This window comes from Acidiphilium multivorum AIU301, from assembly GCF_000202835.1.
Taxonomy (GTDB): Bacteria; Pseudomonadota; Alphaproteobacteria; order Acetobacterales; family Acetobacteraceae; genus Acidiphilium; species Acidiphilium multivorum.
In genome coordinates this window covers 661,163-679,000 of the sequence record NC_015186.1, presented here as the reverse complement: position 1 = coordinate 679,000, position 17,838 = coordinate 661,163, and the positions used below count along the sequence as shown (strand labels likewise).

Annotated in this window: 14 protein-coding genes; 7 read left to right on the top strand and 7 right to left on the bottom strand. The window is 65.3% G+C overall.

Features of this window, described 5'->3' with window-relative positions; translation table 11 throughout:
• The first annotated feature begins 45 nt into the window (after positions 1-45).
• The 3 genes from ACMV_RS02955 to ACMV_RS02945 all read left to right on the top strand — a co-directional run bounded on the left by ACMV_RS02955 (position 46) and on the right by ACMV_RS02945 (position 4,995).
• Positions 46-2,826 (top strand): ATP-dependent DNA helicase, encoded by a 2,781-nt coding sequence (locus ACMV_RS02955; RefSeq protein WP_013639504.1) that lies wholly within the window; start codon positions 46-48, stop codon positions 2,824-2,826.
• 184 nt (positions 2,827-3,010) lie between these two features.
• Positions 3,011-4,222 (top strand): outer membrane beta-barrel protein, encoded by a 1,212-nt coding sequence (locus tag ACMV_RS02950; protein WP_013639503.1) that lies wholly within the window; start codon positions 3,011-3,013, stop codon positions 4,220-4,222.
• A 269-nt stretch (positions 4,223-4,491) separates the two neighbouring features.
• Positions 4,492-4,995, top strand: a complete 504-nt coding sequence (locus ACMV_RS02945) for a hypothetical protein (protein ID WP_231844473.1) — start codon at positions 4,492-4,494, stop codon at positions 4,993-4,995.
• A gap of 19 nt (positions 4,996-5,014) precedes the next feature.
• Here the strand turns inward: ACMV_RS02945 and ACMV_RS02940 are convergent, their stop codons facing one another.
• Positions 5,015-5,602, bottom strand: a complete 588-nt coding sequence (locus ACMV_RS02940) for a glycosyltransferase family 32 protein (protein WP_013639502.1) — start codon at positions 5,600-5,602, stop codon at positions 5,015-5,017.
• A 283-nt stretch (positions 5,603-5,885) separates the two neighbouring features.
• Positions 5,886-9,173: a sensor domain-containing phosphodiesterase gene (locus ACMV_RS02935; protein ID WP_013639501.1), complete on the bottom strand. Its 3,288-nt coding sequence runs from the start codon at positions 9,171-9,173 to the stop codon at positions 5,886-5,888.
• A gap of 618 nt (positions 9,174-9,791) precedes the next feature.
• Between ACMV_RS02935 and ACMV_RS02930 the strand changes: the two genes are divergently transcribed.
• Positions 9,792-11,702, top strand: coding sequence for a methyl-accepting chemotaxis protein (locus ACMV_RS02930; protein ID WP_041665223.1), 1,911 nt, complete (start codon positions 9,792-9,794; stop codon positions 11,700-11,702).
• A 209-nt stretch (positions 11,703-11,911) separates the two neighbouring features.
• Complete coding sequence (locus ACMV_RS02925; protein WP_011941579.1) at positions 11,912-12,442, top strand: flavin reductase family protein; 531 nt, start codon at positions 11,912-11,914, stop codon at positions 12,440-12,442.
• Between the two features lie 69 nt (positions 12,443-12,511).
• Here ACMV_RS02925 and ACMV_RS02920 read toward each other — a convergent pair whose 3' ends face one another.
• Together ACMV_RS02920 and ACMV_RS02915 are read right to left on the bottom strand one after the other, a co-directional pair.
• On the bottom strand, positions 12,512-12,967 hold the full coding sequence (locus ACMV_RS02920) for a DUF2784 domain-containing protein (protein WP_231844472.1): 456 nt from the start codon (positions 12,965-12,967) through the stop codon (positions 12,512-12,514).
• Between the two features lie 72 nt (positions 12,968-13,039).
• Positions 13,040-13,864, bottom strand: a complete 825-nt coding sequence (locus ACMV_RS02915) for a sulfotransferase domain-containing protein (protein WP_007422135.1) — start codon at positions 13,862-13,864, stop codon at positions 13,040-13,042.
• Positions 13,865-14,099: 235 nt separating this feature from the next.
• Between ACMV_RS02915 and ACMV_RS02910 the strand changes: the two genes are divergently transcribed.
• Both ACMV_RS02910 and ACMV_RS02905 read left to right on the top strand, forming a co-directional pair.
• Entirely contained in the window at positions 14,100-14,579 is a 480-nt protein-coding gene (locus ACMV_RS02910) for a DUF488 domain-containing protein (protein WP_007422134.1), read from the top strand.
• 165 nt (positions 14,580-14,744) lie between these two features.
• A complete protein-coding gene (locus ACMV_RS02905; RefSeq protein ID WP_013639498.1) occupies positions 14,745-15,359 on the top strand; it encodes a septal ring lytic transglycosylase RlpA family protein in 615 nt (204 codons plus the stop codon).
• 68 nt (positions 15,360-15,427) lie between these two features.
• Here ACMV_RS02905 and ACMV_RS02900 read toward each other — a convergent pair whose 3' ends face one another.
• The 3 genes from ACMV_RS02900 to ACMV_RS02890 all read right to left on the bottom strand — a co-directional run bounded on the left by ACMV_RS02900 (position 15,428) and on the right by ACMV_RS02890 (position 17,779).
• Positions 15,428-16,336 carry an alpha/beta fold hydrolase gene (locus tag ACMV_RS02900; RefSeq protein ID WP_013639497.1) on the bottom strand — a complete coding sequence of 303 codons (909 nt, stop codon included), beginning with the start codon at positions 16,334-16,336 and terminating at the stop codon, positions 15,428-15,430.
• A 45-nt stretch (positions 16,337-16,381) separates the two neighbouring features.
• The gene (locus ACMV_RS02895) at positions 16,382-17,059 is read right to left on the bottom strand and encodes an HAD family hydrolase (RefSeq protein WP_007422131.1); all 678 of its coding nucleotides are present in this window, start codon (positions 17,057-17,059) and stop codon (positions 16,382-16,384) included.
• A gap of 132 nt (positions 17,060-17,191) precedes the next feature.
• Positions 17,192-17,779 carry a TetR/AcrR family transcriptional regulator gene (locus ACMV_RS02890; RefSeq protein WP_231844471.1) on the bottom strand — a complete coding sequence of 196 codons (588 nt, stop codon included), beginning with the start codon at positions 17,777-17,779 and terminating at the stop codon, positions 17,192-17,194.
• Between the last annotated feature and the right edge of the window lie 59 nt (positions 17,780-17,838).

The following is a 17,838-nucleotide window of genomic DNA, read 5'->3' as shown; positions in this document are numbered from 1 at the left end:
GTCCGGCGCTTTGGCGAAACCGCCACTGCGGGATAGACAAACCGCATGGACACCCCGTCGCGCCTGATTCTTCCCGCCGCGCCGTCGCTGGTGACGGCGCATGGCCGGGCGGCTCTCCTCGATCCCGACGGCGAACTGCGACATCTGACCGTGGCCGAGGCACGCGCCGCGCTGCGCGATCTGCCGCCGCCCCTGGTCGTGCATGAGGCGGCGACATTGCAGCGGCTCGACCTGTCGATCCCCGTCCTCGACCTGCTCGACCTCTTCGCTTTCGTCATGCCGGCGGTGACGGCGGCACCAACACCCTCCGGCCTCGCCCGCGCGCTCGATTTCGACCCGCCGGCAACGATCGAGGCCGCCGCCGCCCTGCTGCCGGACATCGCCATCGCCCTGCTCGGCCGACTCGACCAGAGCGCCTCGCTGCCGATGAATCGCCGGGCCGCCGGGCTCGCCGCACTGATGGGCGAGGCCGGCTGGCCCTGGGCGAAGCCTGTGGCAGCAGCGCTCGGACAGCCGGCAGCAAGGCCGGATCGCGCGGCGTTGCGTCTTGGCATGATCCTGCCCGAATGGCAGGAGGAGGCGCCCCGGCCGCCGCCCTCTTCCTATCCGGTGCCGCAGGATGCGGCCCGGGGGCGGCTGGCCGACCTGCTCGGCGGCGGCGCAGAACAACGGCCGGCCCAATCCGATTATGCCTCGGCGGCCACCGCCGCCTTTGCGCCGCCCGCCGCCGAGGGCGTGCCGCATTGCGTGCTTGCCGAGGCAGGCACCGGTACGGGCAAGACGCTCGGCTATCTCGCCCCGGCCTCGCTCTGGGCGGAGCGCAACCAGGGAAGCGTGTGGATCTCCACCTATACCCGCCACCTTCAGCGGCAGATCGAGCAGGAATCGGCGCGGCTGGAGCCCGATCCGGCGCGGCGACGGCGGCGGGTCGTGCTTCGCAAGGGGCGGGAGAATTATCTCTGCTTGCTGAATTTCGAGGACGCCGCCGCCGGAGCGCGCGGTTACAATCTGGTTGCCCTCGGGCTGATCGCACGCTGGGCGCTCGCCTCGAGCGATCACGACATCGCTGGCGGTGACCTGCCCGGCTGGTTCGCCGAACTGTTCGGCGCGGGGCTGCTGCCGCAGATTGCCGACCGGCGCGGCGAGTGCATCCATTCAGCCTGCCCGCACTGGAAGCGTTGCACGATCGAACACGTGATCCGCCGCGCCCGCGGTGCCGATCTGGTGATCGCGAACCATGCGCTGGTCATGGCGCAGGCGGTCTGGGGCGGGCTGGACGATTCCAGCGTGCCAACGCGGTATGTGTTCGACGAGGGGCACCACCTGTTCGATGCCGCCGATTCCGCCTTCGCGGCGGAACTCTCCGGCGCGAGCATGGCCGAGTTGCGCCGCTGGCTGCTCGGCGCCGAAGGCGGCCGGTCGCGCGCGCGCGGCCTTGCCCGGCGGCTCGAAGATCTGGTCGCCGCCGATGAACGGCTTGCGGCACCGCTCGACGCGCTGCGCGCGGCGGCACGGGTGCTGCCGGGAGCGACCATGCTGGCACGACTGGGCGAGCCGACCGCAGCGCTCGACCAGATCGGCCCCGGCGCCGCCGAAGCGTTTCTCACCGCCCTCGCCGCTCAGGCCCGCGCCCGTGCGACCGCAGCCGAGCGCGAGTCGAATCTTGATATCGAGGCGGATCTCTATCCGGCCGAGCCGGAACTGGCCGCCGCCGCATCCGATCTCGCGCGGGATCTCGCCAGACTGGAAGCGCCGCTGACCTCGCTGCGCGAGCGGCTCGCGGCGCGACTCGACGAAGAGGCCGGCACCATCGACAGTACTGAACGGCAGCGCATCGAGGCGGCGATTCGCAGCCTGAAGCGCCGCGCCCTCGATCCGGTGGCGAGCTGGCGGCGCATGCTCGCCGCCGTCAACGAAGCGCCACCCGAGCCTGGCGAGCGGCCGTTCCACGTGCTGTTCATCCGCCAGGGGCGCGACATTGCCCTGCTTTCGCATCTGCTCGACCCGACCGAAGCCTTCGCCGACGCGGTGGCGAGTCGGGCGCACGGGCTGCTGATCACTTCCGCGACCCTGCGCGACCGCACCACAGCGATGGATGACGTGGAGCAGGATGCCGAATGGCAACGCGCCGAGTCGCGCACCGGCGCGACCCATCTCGCAGCGCCGGCGATCCGCGCCGCCTTCGCCTCGCCCTTCGACTATCCCGCGCAGACCCGCATCTTCATCGTCCGCGACAATCTGCGCGAGACGCCGGAGGCGCTGGCCTCCGCCTTCCGCGCCCTTTTCCTTGCCTCTGGCGGTGGCGCGCTCGGCCTGTTCACCGCCATCGCGCGGCTGCGCGCCGTGCATGCGCGCATCGCGCCGGCGCTCGATGCCGCAAACATTCCGCTCTTTGCACAGCATGTGGACGCGATGAACAACGCCACGCTGGTCGACAGCTTTCGCGCCGAACAAAATGCCTGTCTTTTAGGCACGGATGCGATGCGGGACGGCGTGGATATTCCGGGCAATGCGCTGCGCCTCGTGGTGTTCGAGCGCACGCCCTGGCCACGGCCCGACATTCTACACCGCGTCCGCCGGACCCACCTCTCGCATGGCGATCCGAAGACCTATGATGACGCCATCGTGCGGCTCCGCCTCAGGCAGGGCTTTGGGCGGCTCATCCGTCGCGCCGGCGACAGAGGCGTATTCGTCCTGCTCGACCGCGCCTTTCCCTCGAGGCTCGAAAGCGCGTTTCCAACCGGCGTCACGGTCAGTCGGCAAGGCCTCGCCGAGACGGTCGCCGCGGTGCGCGAATTTTTTGCCGCAGATCGGGCTTCCGCCTGACTGTAACCTATCTGCCACATTACCATCGAAACTGATTCCACTCCTGGAATGTGAGCGGTTGCGCAATCTTCTGGCATGCGGTTTGCGGCATAATCACGTTGTGCGACGCGAGACCGGAATCTTCCGTCGTTGAACGATGAAAACTTGTGCAGCAGACACGAAACAAGAGCCTGAAGGAGGCATCATGAGTTTAGACCATTCCAGAACGCCCGGCCGGCGGAACCGCACGCGGCTGATCGCCGCCTCGTTTGGCGCGGCAATTTCGCTCTGCGCCCTGCAATCGGCGCAGGCATTCAATGGCCCCTCGGCGATCAAGATCGACGGCGGTCCGCTCGGCCCGCTCCAACTCAGCGGCGGCGCCGACGGCTACATGTACGCGCTCTCCGGCACCGGCAACAGCACGAGCGGCGGTCTTCTGGGCACCGACAAGAGCACCGGCGCCGAGTTCATGAACGGGCAGATCGAGGTCCAGAAGACCAGCGGCCTCGTGCAGTTCACCATCCAGGTCGGCTCGAACAACTCGCTGACCCTGGGCACCAAGCCCACGGCGACCTCGGTGCAGACCTTCTCCACCGGCCCGCTCTACGCCGGATATATCACGCTCGCGCCGACCAAGAACTTCTCGATCTCGGTCGGCCAGATCGGTTCGCTCGAAGGTTACGAGTCCGGCATCGACTGGAACAACGCCAACGTGCTGACGACCGACCTCTTCTATGTTGAAAATTCGCAGAGCCGCGGCGTTTCGGCGACCTACACGATGGGACCGGTCAGCGCCAGCGTGACCTTCGGTGACGGGTTCGACACCGGGGTGTTCAACTTCCTGCAGGGATTGGTCACCTACAGCTTCAACGACAACAACGCGCTTTCGGTGTTCGGCGCGACCAATCTGGGTCATACCGGCCTGCTCGCGAATACCTATGGCAGCGCCACAACGCCCTACAACCAGTCGACCGTCGGCTCCTATGGCGCCAACTATATCAACTCCACGATGATCGGCGGCTATTACAGCTACACGCATGGCAACCTCAACCTCGTGCCGGAGGTTCAGTATGTGTATGCGAAGCCTGACCAGAAGGTTGGCATCAGCAAGTTCACGAGCAATTTCGGCGCGGCGCTCTTCGCCGATTACGCGTTCGGCAAAAGCCCCTATTCGCTGGGCGGCTGGGTCGAGTATTTCAGCTCGAACGGCCCCGGCTTCTGGTTCCTCAACCCCGGAGCGCAGGGCTACGGCCTGTCGGTCACGCCGACCTGGCAGAACAAGAACCTGTTCGTCCGCGGCGATCTCGGCCTGCTGCATCTGACCAAGGTCGGCTATGCTGGCAGCACCGGCTACGGTGCGAACGGCACCGGGCGCAACCAGGCCACCTTCGTGGTCGAGGCCGGCGTGCTGTTCTGATTCCACCCTCGGCGCAATCGCGGGGCCAGGCAGCGGGAGCTTCCCGGCCCCCTTTTTGCCCCAGGCAGAATTGATGTTGCGAAACATTGCAGCGTTGATCGGGATCAATGAAAAATCAGACGCGCGCTGTCACGTCGGTGGCTCAGCCGGCAAACGTCCGGTTCACAGAGCAGGAGCCCGATATGATCCCGACCGCATCTGCCCCGCCCTCCATCGCGCAAACCCGTCGCCCGCGTACCCGGTCGGCACCGCTGGGGCTCGCGCTGCTGTTGGCCGCCGGCCTCGGGGCCTGCACCAATCCCTATGATCCCGGCCAGCGCGCTCTTGGAGGAGCCGCCCTCGGTGCCGGCACGGGTGCCGCGATTGGCGCTCTTGCCGGCGGTGGCCGTGGCGCCGCGACAGGTGCCTTGATCGGCGGGGCCATCGGTGCCGTGGGTGGGGCCGCGACCACCCCCCCTCCACCCTCGCCGTACGAGGCCGGCTATCCGCCGGCGGCACCCGCAAGCTGGTCGCCAGAGATGGTCTGGCTGCCCTCACCCGGCGTCTATGTGGCTCTCGGCTACAACTATCCGCTCTTCTTCTACAGCGGCTTGTATTACTATTTGTATAGTGGTCGTTGGTATGTCGGCTCGTCGTATAGCGGCCCGTGGCGCATCCACGCGGCACCGCCCCCGCTGCGGCGCTTCCACTCCGGCTACTGGAACAGCTATCAGATGCGCGCCCGCAACTACTATCACAACAACCCGGGTTGGCGACACTTCAGGCCGCGCTGATGCCTGGAACGCGCTATGCTCAGGCCGGAGTCGGCCGTGCGGCGTTCGCCTCCAGCGTGGCCATGGGATCGGGCAACCAATCCGCGTCGCGGTCAAGGCTGCGTCGTTCCAGCAGCGATCCCCAGGTGTCCTGCTCGCTCAAGAGGCAAGCCGCGACAGGCCGACGGCTCGCGGCGAATGCGGCTGCTAGCGCGTCCTGACCGCTCATCCGCCGCGCTTCGTCGAACCCGCCGCGCATGACCTTGTCGGTCGCGCGCATGAAGCACTCGAGGCCCGGGCGCGCGGCGAGGAAGCGTTGATCAAACACCGGCGCGCCGCCATCCACGCCTATTGCCACGAATTCCGCGGCAAGAAGCGCCGCAGGCATGGGCCCGACCGGCCGAACCGTCAGATCCGCCCAGATGCCGCCGAGTTGCTCAAGCAGGAAAAATCGTATGAGATCGAGTTGCAATGGCACAGGTGCATCGGCGGTCAGCACCTGAGCGACCCACGTAAAACCGCCAACACGACAGAGCGAGAGAAGTTCGTCGAGCGACCAGAGTTTCACTTCGAATCCGGGATGATGCAGGCTCCATTCGAGATGGTTCGCGCGAAGTTCCTCCTGCATGCCCTCTTCCCAGGGAGAACCACCGCCAAAGCGCCTCCGTCGTGCCCGCAACAGGTCAATCAGCCAGAACTGGTGAATCCGGCGAGGTATCATCCGCAACTCCCGATCGGCGCATCATGACGGTCCAGCCTCCGAAAGGCAGCAACGGCCCGCCGGTCCGGTGTTCCGACAATAGTAAAGACTTATTAACATCCGCTTATCGATTTGCGGGCGCCGCGTCCCGCCGGTCAAGCGGTGACACGCCGCCAGCGTGAACGACGTCAGCCGTCGCGATCCGCCAAATCTATCGGCGGGCGTTGGCCACACCGGCGTCCGGCGTGTGAGCGGACCGTTCCAGCCACTCCGAGACGGATATCGGGCAGGCGAAGAAATAACCCTGCATCCGCGGACAGCCGCGCGCCTTCAGGAAGGCGACATGCTCCGGCGTCTCGACCCCTTCGGCCACCACATCGAGATCGAGCCGCCGGGCCATGGCGAGGATCGCCTCGACGATCGCCACGGAAGACGCATCATCCGGCACCTGGCCGATGAAACCTCTGTCGATCTTGATTTCGTGGATCGGCAACTGGCGCAGGTAGTGCAGGCTTGAATAGCCGGTCCCGAAGTCGTCGACCGAGAAGCGGACGCCGCGATCGGCCAGAATCCCCATGATCCGGGCGATCTCGAATGTATCCCTGATCAGCAGATTTTCGGTAATCTCGAGCGTAAGTCGGTCCGCCGGCACGCCGGAGATGTCGAGGGCCGCAATCACGTCGGTGACGAAAGCAGGATCGCGGAACTGTCGCGGGCTGACATTGACCGATAGCCGCCAGTCCGGCCGGTCGCGATGGGCTCGTGCCAGCAGCGCACACGCCTCGCGCAACAGCCACCGGCCCAGCGGAACAATCAGCCCGGATGATTCGGCAATGCCGATGAACTCGGACGGGACGGCGATGCGACCATCACGATCGCGCAGGCGCAGAAGGACTTCCGCGCCGACGGGCTTCCCCCCCAACTCCACCTGGTCCTGCAACCAGATCTCGAACCGCCCAGCCTTCAGCGCACTCCTGATCTCGTCTTCGATGGCATGGCGCGCCACGATCGACAGATGCATCGACTGCCGGAACATGACGACATCGGCTTCTCCGGCCTTGGCCTGATACATCGCCGTGTCCGCTTCGCGGATCAGGGTATCGATCGTGTCATCCGGCTTCGGAAACATCGTGAAGCCGATGCTGGCGCCGAGATGGTACTCACGTTCGCCAATCGAGATAGGCCTTGCCGTGAGCGCGTCGATCATCTTTCGGGCGATCGTGGCGGCATGATCGGCCGCATCGGCGACCGTGCTGCCGGCATCCGCAATGAGAACGACAAATTCATCGCCGCCGACACGGGCGATCGTATCGGCCGCGCGGACCGCCTGGCGGAGCCGCTGCGCAGCCTGCCGGAGCGCCGAATCACCCGCCGAGTGGCCAAGCATGTCGTTGATCGTCTTGAACCGATCGAGATCGATGAACAGCAATGCTCCCTGCACGCCGGTCCGGCGCGCCTCAATCAGCACCTCGCGCAAGCGCTCGTTCAGCAGACGCCGGTTCGGCAACTCGGTCAGCGGATCGATATGCGCAAGCCGATAGATCTGTTCCTCCGCCTCCCGGCGTTCGGTGATATCGATCCAGACACCGACGATACCCACCGGATTGCCGGCGGCATCACGCTGCAAGGTCTTCTCGTCATGGATCCAGCGATAGCCGCCGTTCTGGTGCCTGATACGGTAGCGATGAACGAATTGCCCGCTCTCGACCGTGCGCGGGACACCGAGGGCCGCCTGCGGCAGGTCTTCGGGGTGCACGTGGTTTCGCCACCAGTCGAGTCCTCGGATATTCCCCGGGACGTAGCCGAGCATGTCAACGATATTCTCGCTCATGTCGACCAGAACGGCCTCGTCGCCGTGCAGGGCAAGAGCGTAGAGGACGACGCCAGTCGCGGCGAGCAGCCGGTCGATCCGCCGCTCGCTCATCGAATGGGCCATCAGTGCGTCGTCGCGTTCCTGCCGCGTGGTGAACGCCTGCAAAGCCTTGGTCATGTTCGCGGTCAGTTCCACGAGGAGATCGCGCTCCTCCTCTCCAAAGGCCATCGGGTCCGAGGAATAGAGAGTCAGCGCGCCAGCTGCCGGAATCCCGGCCCCGCCGAACGGCAGCGAAATGCAGGACCGGAACCCGGAGGCGAGCGCCTTGTGCCGCCAGGGCTCGAAACGGGGATCGACCGCAATGTCGCGCCAACGGGAGATCCGGCGTTCGCGGATTGCGGTGCCGGCGGGCCCCCGGCCGTTGGGCACATCCGCCCAGGACAGGCGAAGTTGCGCGACATACCCGGTTCCACGCCCGGCGCTCGCCGCGAGGCTGACCGATTTCTCGGGATCGTGCTGCGCCAGACCGACCCAGCACGTATTGTAACCTCCGGTCTCGACCGCAAGCCGGCAGGCCGCGTCGAACACCGCCTGCGCGGTGGTGGCGTGCGCAAAGGCTTCGGTCGCTTCGTGGATCGTCCGCAGGGCCCGGTTGGCACGCTCGAGCGCGTCCTCCCGCAGCCGCCCGAGCAGAAGTGGGGTCAGGCGGGCGACGAATTCCAGAATCAGGCCGTGCGTTTCCTCCGCGATCGCCGGGCTCCTGAAATCGAGCACCAGACCGAAACGGCGGTCGGCAAGATCGAACGGATGGACGACCTGCCGGCGGATGCCGGCGCGGACCAGTTCGCGCAGGCGCGGGTACGCCGGCCCAGGATCGGCGTCCATCATCGGTCCGCTGTCATACATCCGCCCCTCGACGAGGGCCGCGCCGAAACTGATGGTGTCGACCGGGTGGCCGGCAAACCAAGGGGTCATGTCAAAGTCGGCCAGATCACTGTCTTGAGCGATATGCGACTTGACGTATTCCAGCATCCGGTATGCCGGATGAAACGCGACGAGAAAGCAGATCGCCGCGCCGGCGCGTTCGGCGCAACAGGCCAGGGCATGATCGAGAGCGGCGTCGAAATCCGCCGCATCGGCAATCGCCTCGGAAAGGCGGTTCCAGAACGCAAGATCGGCCGATACCTTCGCCTGCTCCCGGTTCAGCCGCCGCAGTTCGAGTTCGGTCATCACCGACTGGGCGAGTTCGGTGAGGAACTTCCGGCTGGACGCATCGAATTCCGCACGCGGCTCAGGCGAGAGCACGCACATGCTGCCGATACGATAGCCGTCCGGCGTGATGATCGGCGCACCCGCGTAAAACCGGATATGGGGAAACCCGCTGACGAGCGGATTGTCACGGAAGCGTTCGTCCTCGCGGGCATCCGGCACTACAAGAGGACTGTCGGTGCCGATCGTGTGCTCGCAAAATACGGTGCCGCGGGGCATGCACTCAAGATCGGTGCCGACCTTCGCCTTGAGCCAGTGACGGGAGGCATCCGCGAAGGATACCGTGGCGATCGGCATGTCGAGCCCATGCGCCGCAAGGCGGGCAAAGCGATCGAAGCTCTCCTCCGCCGGTGTGCCGACGATATCGTAACGGCCAAGGGCGGCCAGGCGCCGCGTTTCCGTATCGTCAGACGGCAAGCGGGCTTCCCCTGCTTTCGCGGGTGACAGGAGGCAAGCTCCGGCGCGCATGGTCAATCTCTCGCGCTCCGATATGCCGCAGCGTCCTTACTAATTCATGATACCACGCCAACACGTGGAAACCACAATCCCGGCGTCTCTCCCTCTTGTTCATCTTTGACCAAAGTTGCATCAACGAACCGAATTGTCTGACCGGTGCCGTGTATGTGGTGCGATCAATCAACCTCTCGATGATGTCGAATTCCACGAACGTCATGATACATTGGGAAAGAAACAATAACAACAAAATTTGAACCAAGGGAAATCCACATCGCACACCAGCCAATATTTATCGCGTTGATTCTGAAAATATTCGCACTTGAACGCCGCCCGAGAAGATATTTTTCTAACAGGTGCGGAAGGTGTTCATAAATTGAGAATAAGTTATATATCCTGCCATAAAAGCACTTCACCGCCCCGCGCTGAGCCGATGACAGGACGGCCGGCATGGGCGACTCGGCCCCGCTGACAGCGGCTGGTTCCGGCACGAGAACCGACACGCGCCTCGTATCGATCCGGATATTCTTTCTTAATCTTTTGCAGGCAAATGAGGCGCTCGTCGTCGTTGGGAGATTGTTCGTGCTCAAGAAGCTCTCGATCCGCTATCAGTTCGCCATGCTCGGTGCTTTTGGCGTCGCAATCACTGTCGCGGCGGTCGCGTTGAACCTGTTCGACTCATACCAGATGGAGTTACACTCCAAGGAAGCCCAGGCCAGAGCACTGGTCGCGAGCGCCGTCACCTCGACTGAAACCTATGTCCATCTCGCGGCTCAGGGAGTGATCACGAAACAGAAGGCCCAGTCCCTCGCTCTCAAGGCTCTGGGCGCGGCGCGCTTCGATCACGGCAACTACTTCTTCGTCTACGACCGGCACGGCGTTGCGCTGGCAAATCCGAAAAAGTCGGTGATCGGGAAAAATCTTGAAAACGTCAAGGATCCATACGGTCACTACGTGATCCGCCCACTGATGCAGGCAGCGGCGAGCGGTCATCCGATCTTTCATGAATATTATTGGCCGAAAGCGGGATCCTCGACTCCCCAGCCCAAGATTTCCTACATGGCGGAGGTGCCGGGCTGGCACTGGATGATCGGGTCCGGTCTCTACATCAGTGATCTCAGAACGAATTTCTGGAACGGGGTGCTGCGTTTCGCCGCGATCTTCATTCCGGTTCTGTTCGCCTTTCTTCTGCTCATGATTTACATGCAGAAAAACATCGCGAACATCCTCAAGCGCATGACCTCGGTGATGAAGGCGCTGTCGACGGGCGATTCCAGCGTTGATGTGCCTTTCACCGACCGGACCGACGAGATCGGCGGCATGGCGAGCGCGGTCGAGATCTTCAAATCCGCGGGCATCGAGAAGGCGCGGCTGGAAAACGATGCCACGGCAGCCGCACGGCAGCGCGAAACCGAGCGTGCTCGTACGGAGGCGGAACGCGCCGCCGCCGCGCAGCAGCTCGCCACGGTGGTCGATTCTCTCGCCCATGGCCTGGAGGAACTCTCGGCCGGCCGGTTGACGTTCCGACTGACCGCCGCCTTCGCAGCGGAATACGAACAGCTCCGGACAGACTTCAATGGCGCGATGCAAAGGTTGCAGGACGCGATGCGCGTGGTTGCCACAAATGCCTCGGCCATTCGCTCCGGCAGCGGCGAGATCTCCAGCGCTGCGGACGATCTGGCTCGCCGCACCGAGCAGCAAGCCGCGACCCTCGAGGAAACTGCCGCAGCACTCGACGAAATCACGACGACGGTACGCAATACCGCGGACGCAGCGGTGCATGCCCGAAATATCGTCGATACCGCGAAGCAGGACGCCGAGCATGGCGGCTCCGTTGTGTCGCAGGCGGTGCGGGCGATGGGGGAAATCGAGACCTCATCGAAACAGATCGGCAACATCATCGGCGTGATCGACGAGATCGCCTTCCAGACCAACCTGCTGGCGCTGAACGCGGGTGTCGAGGCGGCGCGGGCCGGCGAAGCGGGGCGCGGTTTCGCCGTGGTCGCCTCCGAAGTTCGGGCGCTGGCGCAGCGCTCGGCCGATGCCGCGAAAGAGATCAAGACACTGATTTCCGCCTCCAACCAGCAGGTTGTCGCGGGCGTGGACCTTGTCGACGAGACGGGCAAGGCTCTCGAACGGATCGTCCGCCAGATCGCCGAACTCAACGACTCCGTTGCGAAGATCGCCGCCTCGGCGCAGGAGCAGTCGACCGGGCTGGTGCAGGTGAATACCGCCGTCAGCCAGATGGATCAGGCAACGCAGCAGAACGCGGCCATGGTCGAGGAATCAACGGCTGCCAGCCACAGCCTCGTTCAGGAAGCCGAGCAGCTTACCCAGCTGATCGGGCGGTTCGATCTGGGCACATCGCCGGCCCCCGCCTCACCGGGCAGACTGCCGGTAACGCCGCCGCGGCCCGCGGCAAAGCCGGCCCCCATTGCCGCCCCTAAGCGGCACCTCGAAGGCGCCGATGCCGGCGATTGGGAGGATTTCTGAAGCTGCGACGAACGATCACGGCTGGCCAGGAGGCCTCCGGAATGATCGCCGGTGCGCTTCGCCCGCAGCCCCGGCACCGCGCGTCCGGTACGCTGGCATGAAGATGTCGCACCTGGTTGACGCAAATCATTGCCGCCCGAGATGTTCGAGGCTCATTTGCGGGCATACGGCATGACCACGCCGCGCTGAAGCCGTGGAAAGGTATGGCGATGAGGGATCTTCCGCTCGCCAGGGTCTACCAATTCATCGAGCCCGGGCCCGTCGTTCTGCTCACCACAGCAGAGCGGGGGCACCTCAATGTGATGACGATGTCCTGGCATATGATGGTGGAGTTCGAACCGCCGCTGATCGCTTGCATTGTCGGCGAGGGCGATTACAGCTTTGCCGCCCTGCGCAGGACGGGAGAATGTGTCATCGCCATTCCAGCGGCGGAACTGGCTTCGACGGTGGTCGGCATCGGCAACTGTTCCGGCCGTGACGTCGACAAGTTTGCGCGATTCGGTCTGACGGCAAGGCCGGCCCGGCTCGTGACCGCGCCGCTGATCGCCGAATGCTTCGTCAACCTCGAATGCCGCGGCATCGATATGCGTCTGGTCAGACGCTACGACATGTTCGTGCTCGAGGTCATCAAGGGGTGGATCGACCCGGCACGCCGGAACGCGCGAACACTCCATCATCGCGGCTTCGGCCGGTTTGCCGTTGATGGCGAAACCATCTCGTTTCGTTCGAGGATGCGGTAGACCAACCCTCTGCAAACGACCGGCAGGTCAGCCCCGATGGCCCCCACACCGGTCGGCTCGCAAGGTGATCTACCGGTTTCGCGTCGCCGTTCCCCAGAACGGCACATAGACGGTCAGCGCCACAACGTAGAGAAAAACGGCGCAGTAGAGGATCTGAAAGAACCACATTGGCAGGTTCCAATAGATCAGCCGATCGACCCATTGCATGATCAGCGGGTGCACGGTCCCGGCGCCGCCCGCCAGATCCTGCTGCCAGATGGTCAGGATGCAGGCACGGCCTGCCACCGCCTGGCCGGCAACCACCGCGAGAAGAGCAAGATGAAGCAGCCGGAGCCACGCAACGCGAATGACCCGCCAGCCGAGGCGCGCACCGACAGGGATCACGACCAACCCCGTTACATTGAACAGGATGACGATCACATGCACCGCAAGGATCGCATCCGCGAGCACAAGAATCTCCCGCATGGGTCTCCGGTTGGGCGAATGGAACAAGTTGCCTGATTGCGCACCATGATCCGATTTCATCGACGCAGAAAGCCCAAAGTGATGCCGGAGCTCTCCTGCGCGGGTTGGCGAGGAGCGCTGCCCCGACCTTGTTCAGAGATAGGCGAAGCGGCGCATCTGGGGCGCCTGGGCGTGCTCCACCGCGCGGCTCTGCCGATCCGACAGCACGTCGCGCCACTGTCCGGCGCGCCCATTGCGGAAGAAGAGCGCCGCCGCCCCCGGCCGTTCGACAAAACCCCGTTCACGTTCCTGTGCGGCGAGGACGTCGAACGCACTGTGTCGGATCGCGCGGGCAAGGCGGGGGGGATCGGGCTCCGCGCCAAGAAAGCGGATCACGTCGCCAAAACCATCGGCCGGATCGGCGAGCAGATCTTCGTAGCGCAACACCATCGTCGGCCAGGCGGGGTGCGCGGTCCATGACTCCACATGCCGGTTCCAGGAGCCGACGAATTCGGTCACCTTGTGGACGTTGTCTCCCGACACCGCGCGATCGTCCGTCATCAGATCAATCAATGCGTCATGGCCGACGCCGAGGTGATGCGCATAGGAAACCGCGACATCGCGCGGATCCCGCACCAGATAGATCGCGCGATCGGTGACCCCGGCCGTCACGAGCGGCGTGCCCGCATGGTCGACATTGGCATTGTGCGTCTTGACGAAGACCCGCTGCGGGTCGGCGCCGGCGATCGCGCGGTGAACGGCGGGACGCAGGCGGGCGGCCGCCTCGGCCGACAGCGTCGCATCCGGTTCGGCCATGAAAGGCCGGTAGAGCGATGCTCCGCTCTCGCCGGTCGAAAGCAGGGTCAGCCGATTGATGTCCTGCGGCCGGCCCTCATCGAGGATATAGTTCTGCAGGAAAGCCCGCAGCCAGGTGTTGCCGGATTTCGGATAGGAGGCGAGCCAGATGATGCGTCCCATGTCAGATCATCCTCCGCCGAGGGCAGCAGGCGCCGCCCCGCCCCGATCGCACTTGTGAAATCGGCCTTTCGCTCAAGTCCGGCAGTCCTGAAAGATAGCCCGTCGCCGCACATATCCGGTGGCAACTCCGGTTTTGCAACCGCCGCCGGCGGCTGGCGGGCTTGGGCAGTTTCCGTGATCGCGGGTGACCGGGCTCGGCGTTCGACTTCGCCGCGCCGGTGTCTATACTCCGCCCATGGACACCGATGAACTGGCCACGATCGGCTACGAAAAATGCGGCTTTGATGATTTCGTGCGGTGCCTGCGCGAAGCCGGCGTTCGCCAGGTGATCGATGTCAGGGACCTGCCTCTCTCGCGGCGCGCGGGTTTTTCGAAGCGACAACTCGCCGCCGGTCTCGATGCGGCTGGAATCGGCTACCATCACCTGCGGGCGCTGGGCACGCCGGCAGCGGGGCGCGAGGCCAATCGTCGGCGGCGGTGGGACGAGTTCTGGCGCATTGTCGACGACCGTCTGGCTACGCCGGAAGCTGCGTTCGCGCTGGCGGAGGCCGCGGAACTGGCCTCGGCGAAGCCATCCTGTCTTCTGTGCTACGAGGCGGCGGTCTGCCAATGCCACCGGCTGCGCGTGGGTGAACGTCTCTCCGCCAGCCATGGGTTCCGGCTTCGGCATCTCCTGGTCCAAGGCGCGGTCGGACATACGCCGCCCTCGCGCTGAACACGCGCCGCCCGGACGCCGACGTTTCCGCCCGCCCAAACCCTGCCACATTTCGGCCATGCATCTTCCTCATAACCTCTGCCCATGGACACATCACCAAGATGCGCCCTTGAGTCGGGAGAGCAGAATGTCGCGGTCGGGCGCCGGTCCGGAGCATGGCTCAGGATGGGCGCGATCATTCTCTGCACGGCAGGGCTTGCCGCATGCGCTGCCAAGGCGCCGCAGGCCAGTCTCGCCATGCCGCCGCCTGCCGAACCGCCTCCGCAGGCGCTTCCCGCGCTGACCGTCGCAAAACGGCTGAGTACGATGCCTCCCGTCGCGGTGCCGGCCGTTCTCCGCCCGCCACTCGATCTCTCGGGACGCAACGAGACCGGCAAGGCCTCCTATTACGCCCGCCGTTTTGCCGGCCGGCGCACCGCCGATGGCCAGCGCTTCAATCCGCACGCGCCGATGGCCGCCAGCAAGACGCTGCCGCTCGGCACGGTTGCCAAGGTCGTCAACCTGTCCAACGGCACGAGCACGACCGTCACGGTCGCCGACCGGGGGCCGAATGTCGAAAGCCGCATGCTCGATGTCAGTCCGGAGGTCGCGATCCGCCTCGGCATGATCCGGGAAGGCGTGGCGCGGGTTCTGGTCGAGCCGATCACCATCCCGGAGCCGGATGGCAAGGTGAAGCTCGGCGCCGGCGCGGCGCATGCCTCGAAGGCGCAGATCGCGGCCGCCATCGGAACCTCCCGGCGCGTGATGCGCCAGGACGGGATCCGGGTCGCGGACCGGTGAGCCGCGCGCCCCTCGTCTGACGACGTCCTTTCCGCCCGATCGCAACGCTCGCCAAGGTGCCGGCGAGCCTATCTCGCGTGCGCCCTCAACGCGCACATCAGATCGTGCGACCGGTTCACCAGAACCGAGAAATGCCCCTCCCCGTCATAATAGGTGGCGGCGCATTGCCTGAGCCGCCGAGCCATGAGGCGTGCCGCTTCAACCGGCAGGATCCGATCCTGGCCGCCATGCCACAGCAGGACCGGCACGGGCACGTCTCCGATCCTGAATCCCCAGGGCCGGGCCAGCCGTTCGATCTCGGTGCGGTTCGCGGCGCCGCCCTGCAAGGCTGTCTCGGTCATCGTCCGCGCCATCAGGTCAAGCATGGCCGGGTTTCGCATCAGGGCCAGATCCTCGCCGCCCAGCCAGTGCGCTATGCGCATGAGCCGGGCATTGATCATCTCCCTCGTCGGAATGCCGTCCGGTCGAAACTGCCTGAGCCGGCTCCGCAGATAGCGCGGGAACAGAGACGCGATCCACCAGGCGAGCCGTCGCTTCAGCGGCCCTGAGCGACGCGCGATCGCCGGCGGCGGCAGGGCGCTGACCAGCGAGCACACCGTGATGCGGGCGGGGCAAGCCCTCGCGCAGGCGAGCGCATAAGGCCCTCCGGCCGACATGCCCTGCACCGCGAACCGGCCGATTCCGAGAAGATCGGCCGCCTCCAGAATATCCGCCGGCCAATCGAGAAGCCTGTCGCCCGGTCGGGGGGCGGAGCGTCCGATACCGGGACGGTCGAATGCGAGGATACGAAGGCCGGCCGACCGCGCCGCGTCGGCCAGCACGAGGGCCTCCAGCCGCGAAGAACCGTGCCCGTGGAAATGAAAGACCGGTGGACCTTCCGCCGCGCCGACATCGAGATACCCGAGCGCCCGCCCATCGTGCAGCCTCACCGTCGAACCGGGTTCGTTCTCCGGAACGCCGCCTTCAGTGAGGATCATGGGACGGGCACAATCCGGCGGGTCGAGGCCGGTCAGGCACGGATGTCACCGGCGACCACCGATCTCGTCGATATGGCGCAGCAGATCGGCGGGGTCCTCGTAGACCCTGATCGCGCCAGCCTCCCGCAGCTCATGGGCGCCATACCCCCCGCTCAGCAACCCGACACCCAGAGCCTTGCAGCGCGCCGCCGCGAGCATGTCCCAAATGCTGTCGCCCACCACGACCGCCGTTTCGATCGCCGCGCCGAGCCGCTCCGCCGCGGCGAGAAAGAGATCCGGGTTCGGTTTTGCGTGGTTCACCTGATCACGCGTGATCACCGCCGCCTGCTCGGGGTCCACCTGCAGCGCCTCGAGATTGACCGCGGCCGTCTCCATTCGCCCGCTGGTCGCGATCGCCCAGGGCACGCCGGACCCGGTGAGATGATCGAGAAGTGCCCTCGCACCCGGGAGAGGACGAATCCGTTTCCCGTAACGCCGATATGATTCGGCATGGCCCCGACGGAGGCGCTCGATGCGTTCCGGGCTGATCTCCAGCCCGGTCTCGCGGAGGAGCTGGTTCGTGAAGAGTCCGCCGCTCATGCCAATCTTCCGATGGATGCGCCAGACGGCAAGGTCGATATCCTCGGCATCGAGCGCATCCTTCCAGGCCAGGACATGCTGGTAAACGCTGTCGACCAACGTCCCATCAAGGTCGAAAAGGAAGACCGGTTCTCTGGGTATCATGGTTTCGTCTTTCTCGTTGTCCTCAACCGGCTCAGGGCATCACGCCGAGATCCGCACGATATCTGGGGACTCTCATGCACGCCGGACAAGACGCGATCATCTCGCGCATCCGGCCGGCAGGCTCGCTGGCGATCAGCCGCCGCGCGCCATCGGCGGCCGCAGCCCGTCGACGAAGATATCGATGATACGGAGCACCTGGACTTTCCAGCCCGGATCGGGCTGGCGCGCGTAACACAGGGCGAACACCGTCGACATGATCTCCTGCGTGGTGACATCCGCCCGCACCGAGCCGTCCGCCTGGGCCCGCGCCACGAGGCGCTCCATCGCGACGATCAGCGGCGCGGACACCTCGGAATACCGTGCCCTCGCCTCCTCCGTCATCGCCACCGACAACGCGCCGATCAGGCCTCGCTTGGTCTCGACCAGCCCGACCATTCCGTGAATCCACGCCCGCAGCGCCTCCAGCCCGTCGCCGGCTGATTCCAGTTCGGTGGCCGTCTCCGTCGCCTGTGCAACCTCGCTTGCGTAGACCGCCAGGAACAGCGACTCGCGCGTCGCGAAATGGCGGTAGAGCGTGCCGATGCCGAGGCCCGCACGCCGCGCGACCGCTTCAAGGCTCGCCTCCGGACCGCCCTGCCCCAGTATCTCCTTTGCCGCCGCGACGAGTCGCTCGCGGTTGCGCTGCGCATCCGATCTTGGCTTGCGACCGGCGATCTGCATCGTGCCGAACTCTCCCATTGCTAAACGGAGGCATGCTCCGTATATTGTCGAAAGCGGCC

Coding starts and splice junctions, on each gene's coding strand:
- ACMV_RS02955 (WP_013639504.1), top strand. CDS start 46: ATGGACACCCCGTCGCGCCTGATTCTTCCCGCCGCGCCGTCGCTGGTG.
- ACMV_RS02950 (WP_013639503.1), top strand. CDS start 3,011: ATGAGTTTAGACCATTCCAGAACGCCCGGCCGGCGGAACCGCACGCGG.
- ACMV_RS02940 (WP_013639502.1), bottom strand. CDS start 5,602: ATGCAGGAGGAACTTCGCGCGAACCATCTCGAATGGAGCCTGCATCAT.
- ACMV_RS02925 (WP_011941579.1), top strand. CDS start 11,912: ATGAGGGATCTTCCGCTCGCCAGGGTCTACCAATTCATCGAGCCCGGG.
- ACMV_RS02920 (WP_231844472.1), bottom strand. CDS start 12,967: ATGAAATCGGATCATGGTGCGCAATCAGGCAACTTGTTCCATTCGCCC.
- ACMV_RS02915 (WP_007422135.1), bottom strand. CDS start 13,864: ATGGGACGCATCATCTGGCTCGCCTCCTATCCGAAATCCGGCAACACC.
- ACMV_RS02910 (WP_007422134.1), top strand. CDS start 14,100: ATGGACACCGATGAACTGGCCACGATCGGCTACGAAAAATGCGGCTTT.
- ACMV_RS02905 (WP_013639498.1), top strand. CDS start 14,745: ATGGGCGCGATCATTCTCTGCACGGCAGGGCTTGCCGCATGCGCTGCC.
- ACMV_RS02900 (WP_013639497.1), bottom strand. CDS start 16,336: ATGATCCTCACTGAAGGCGGCGTTCCGGAGAACGAACCCGGTTCGACG.
- ACMV_RS02895 (WP_007422131.1), bottom strand. CDS start 17,059: ATGATACCCAGAGAACCGGTCTTCCTTTTCGACCTTGATGGGACGTTG.
- ACMV_RS02890 (WP_231844471.1), bottom strand. CDS start 17,779: ATGCAGATCGCCGGTCGCAAGCCAAGATCGGATGCGCAGCGCAACCGC.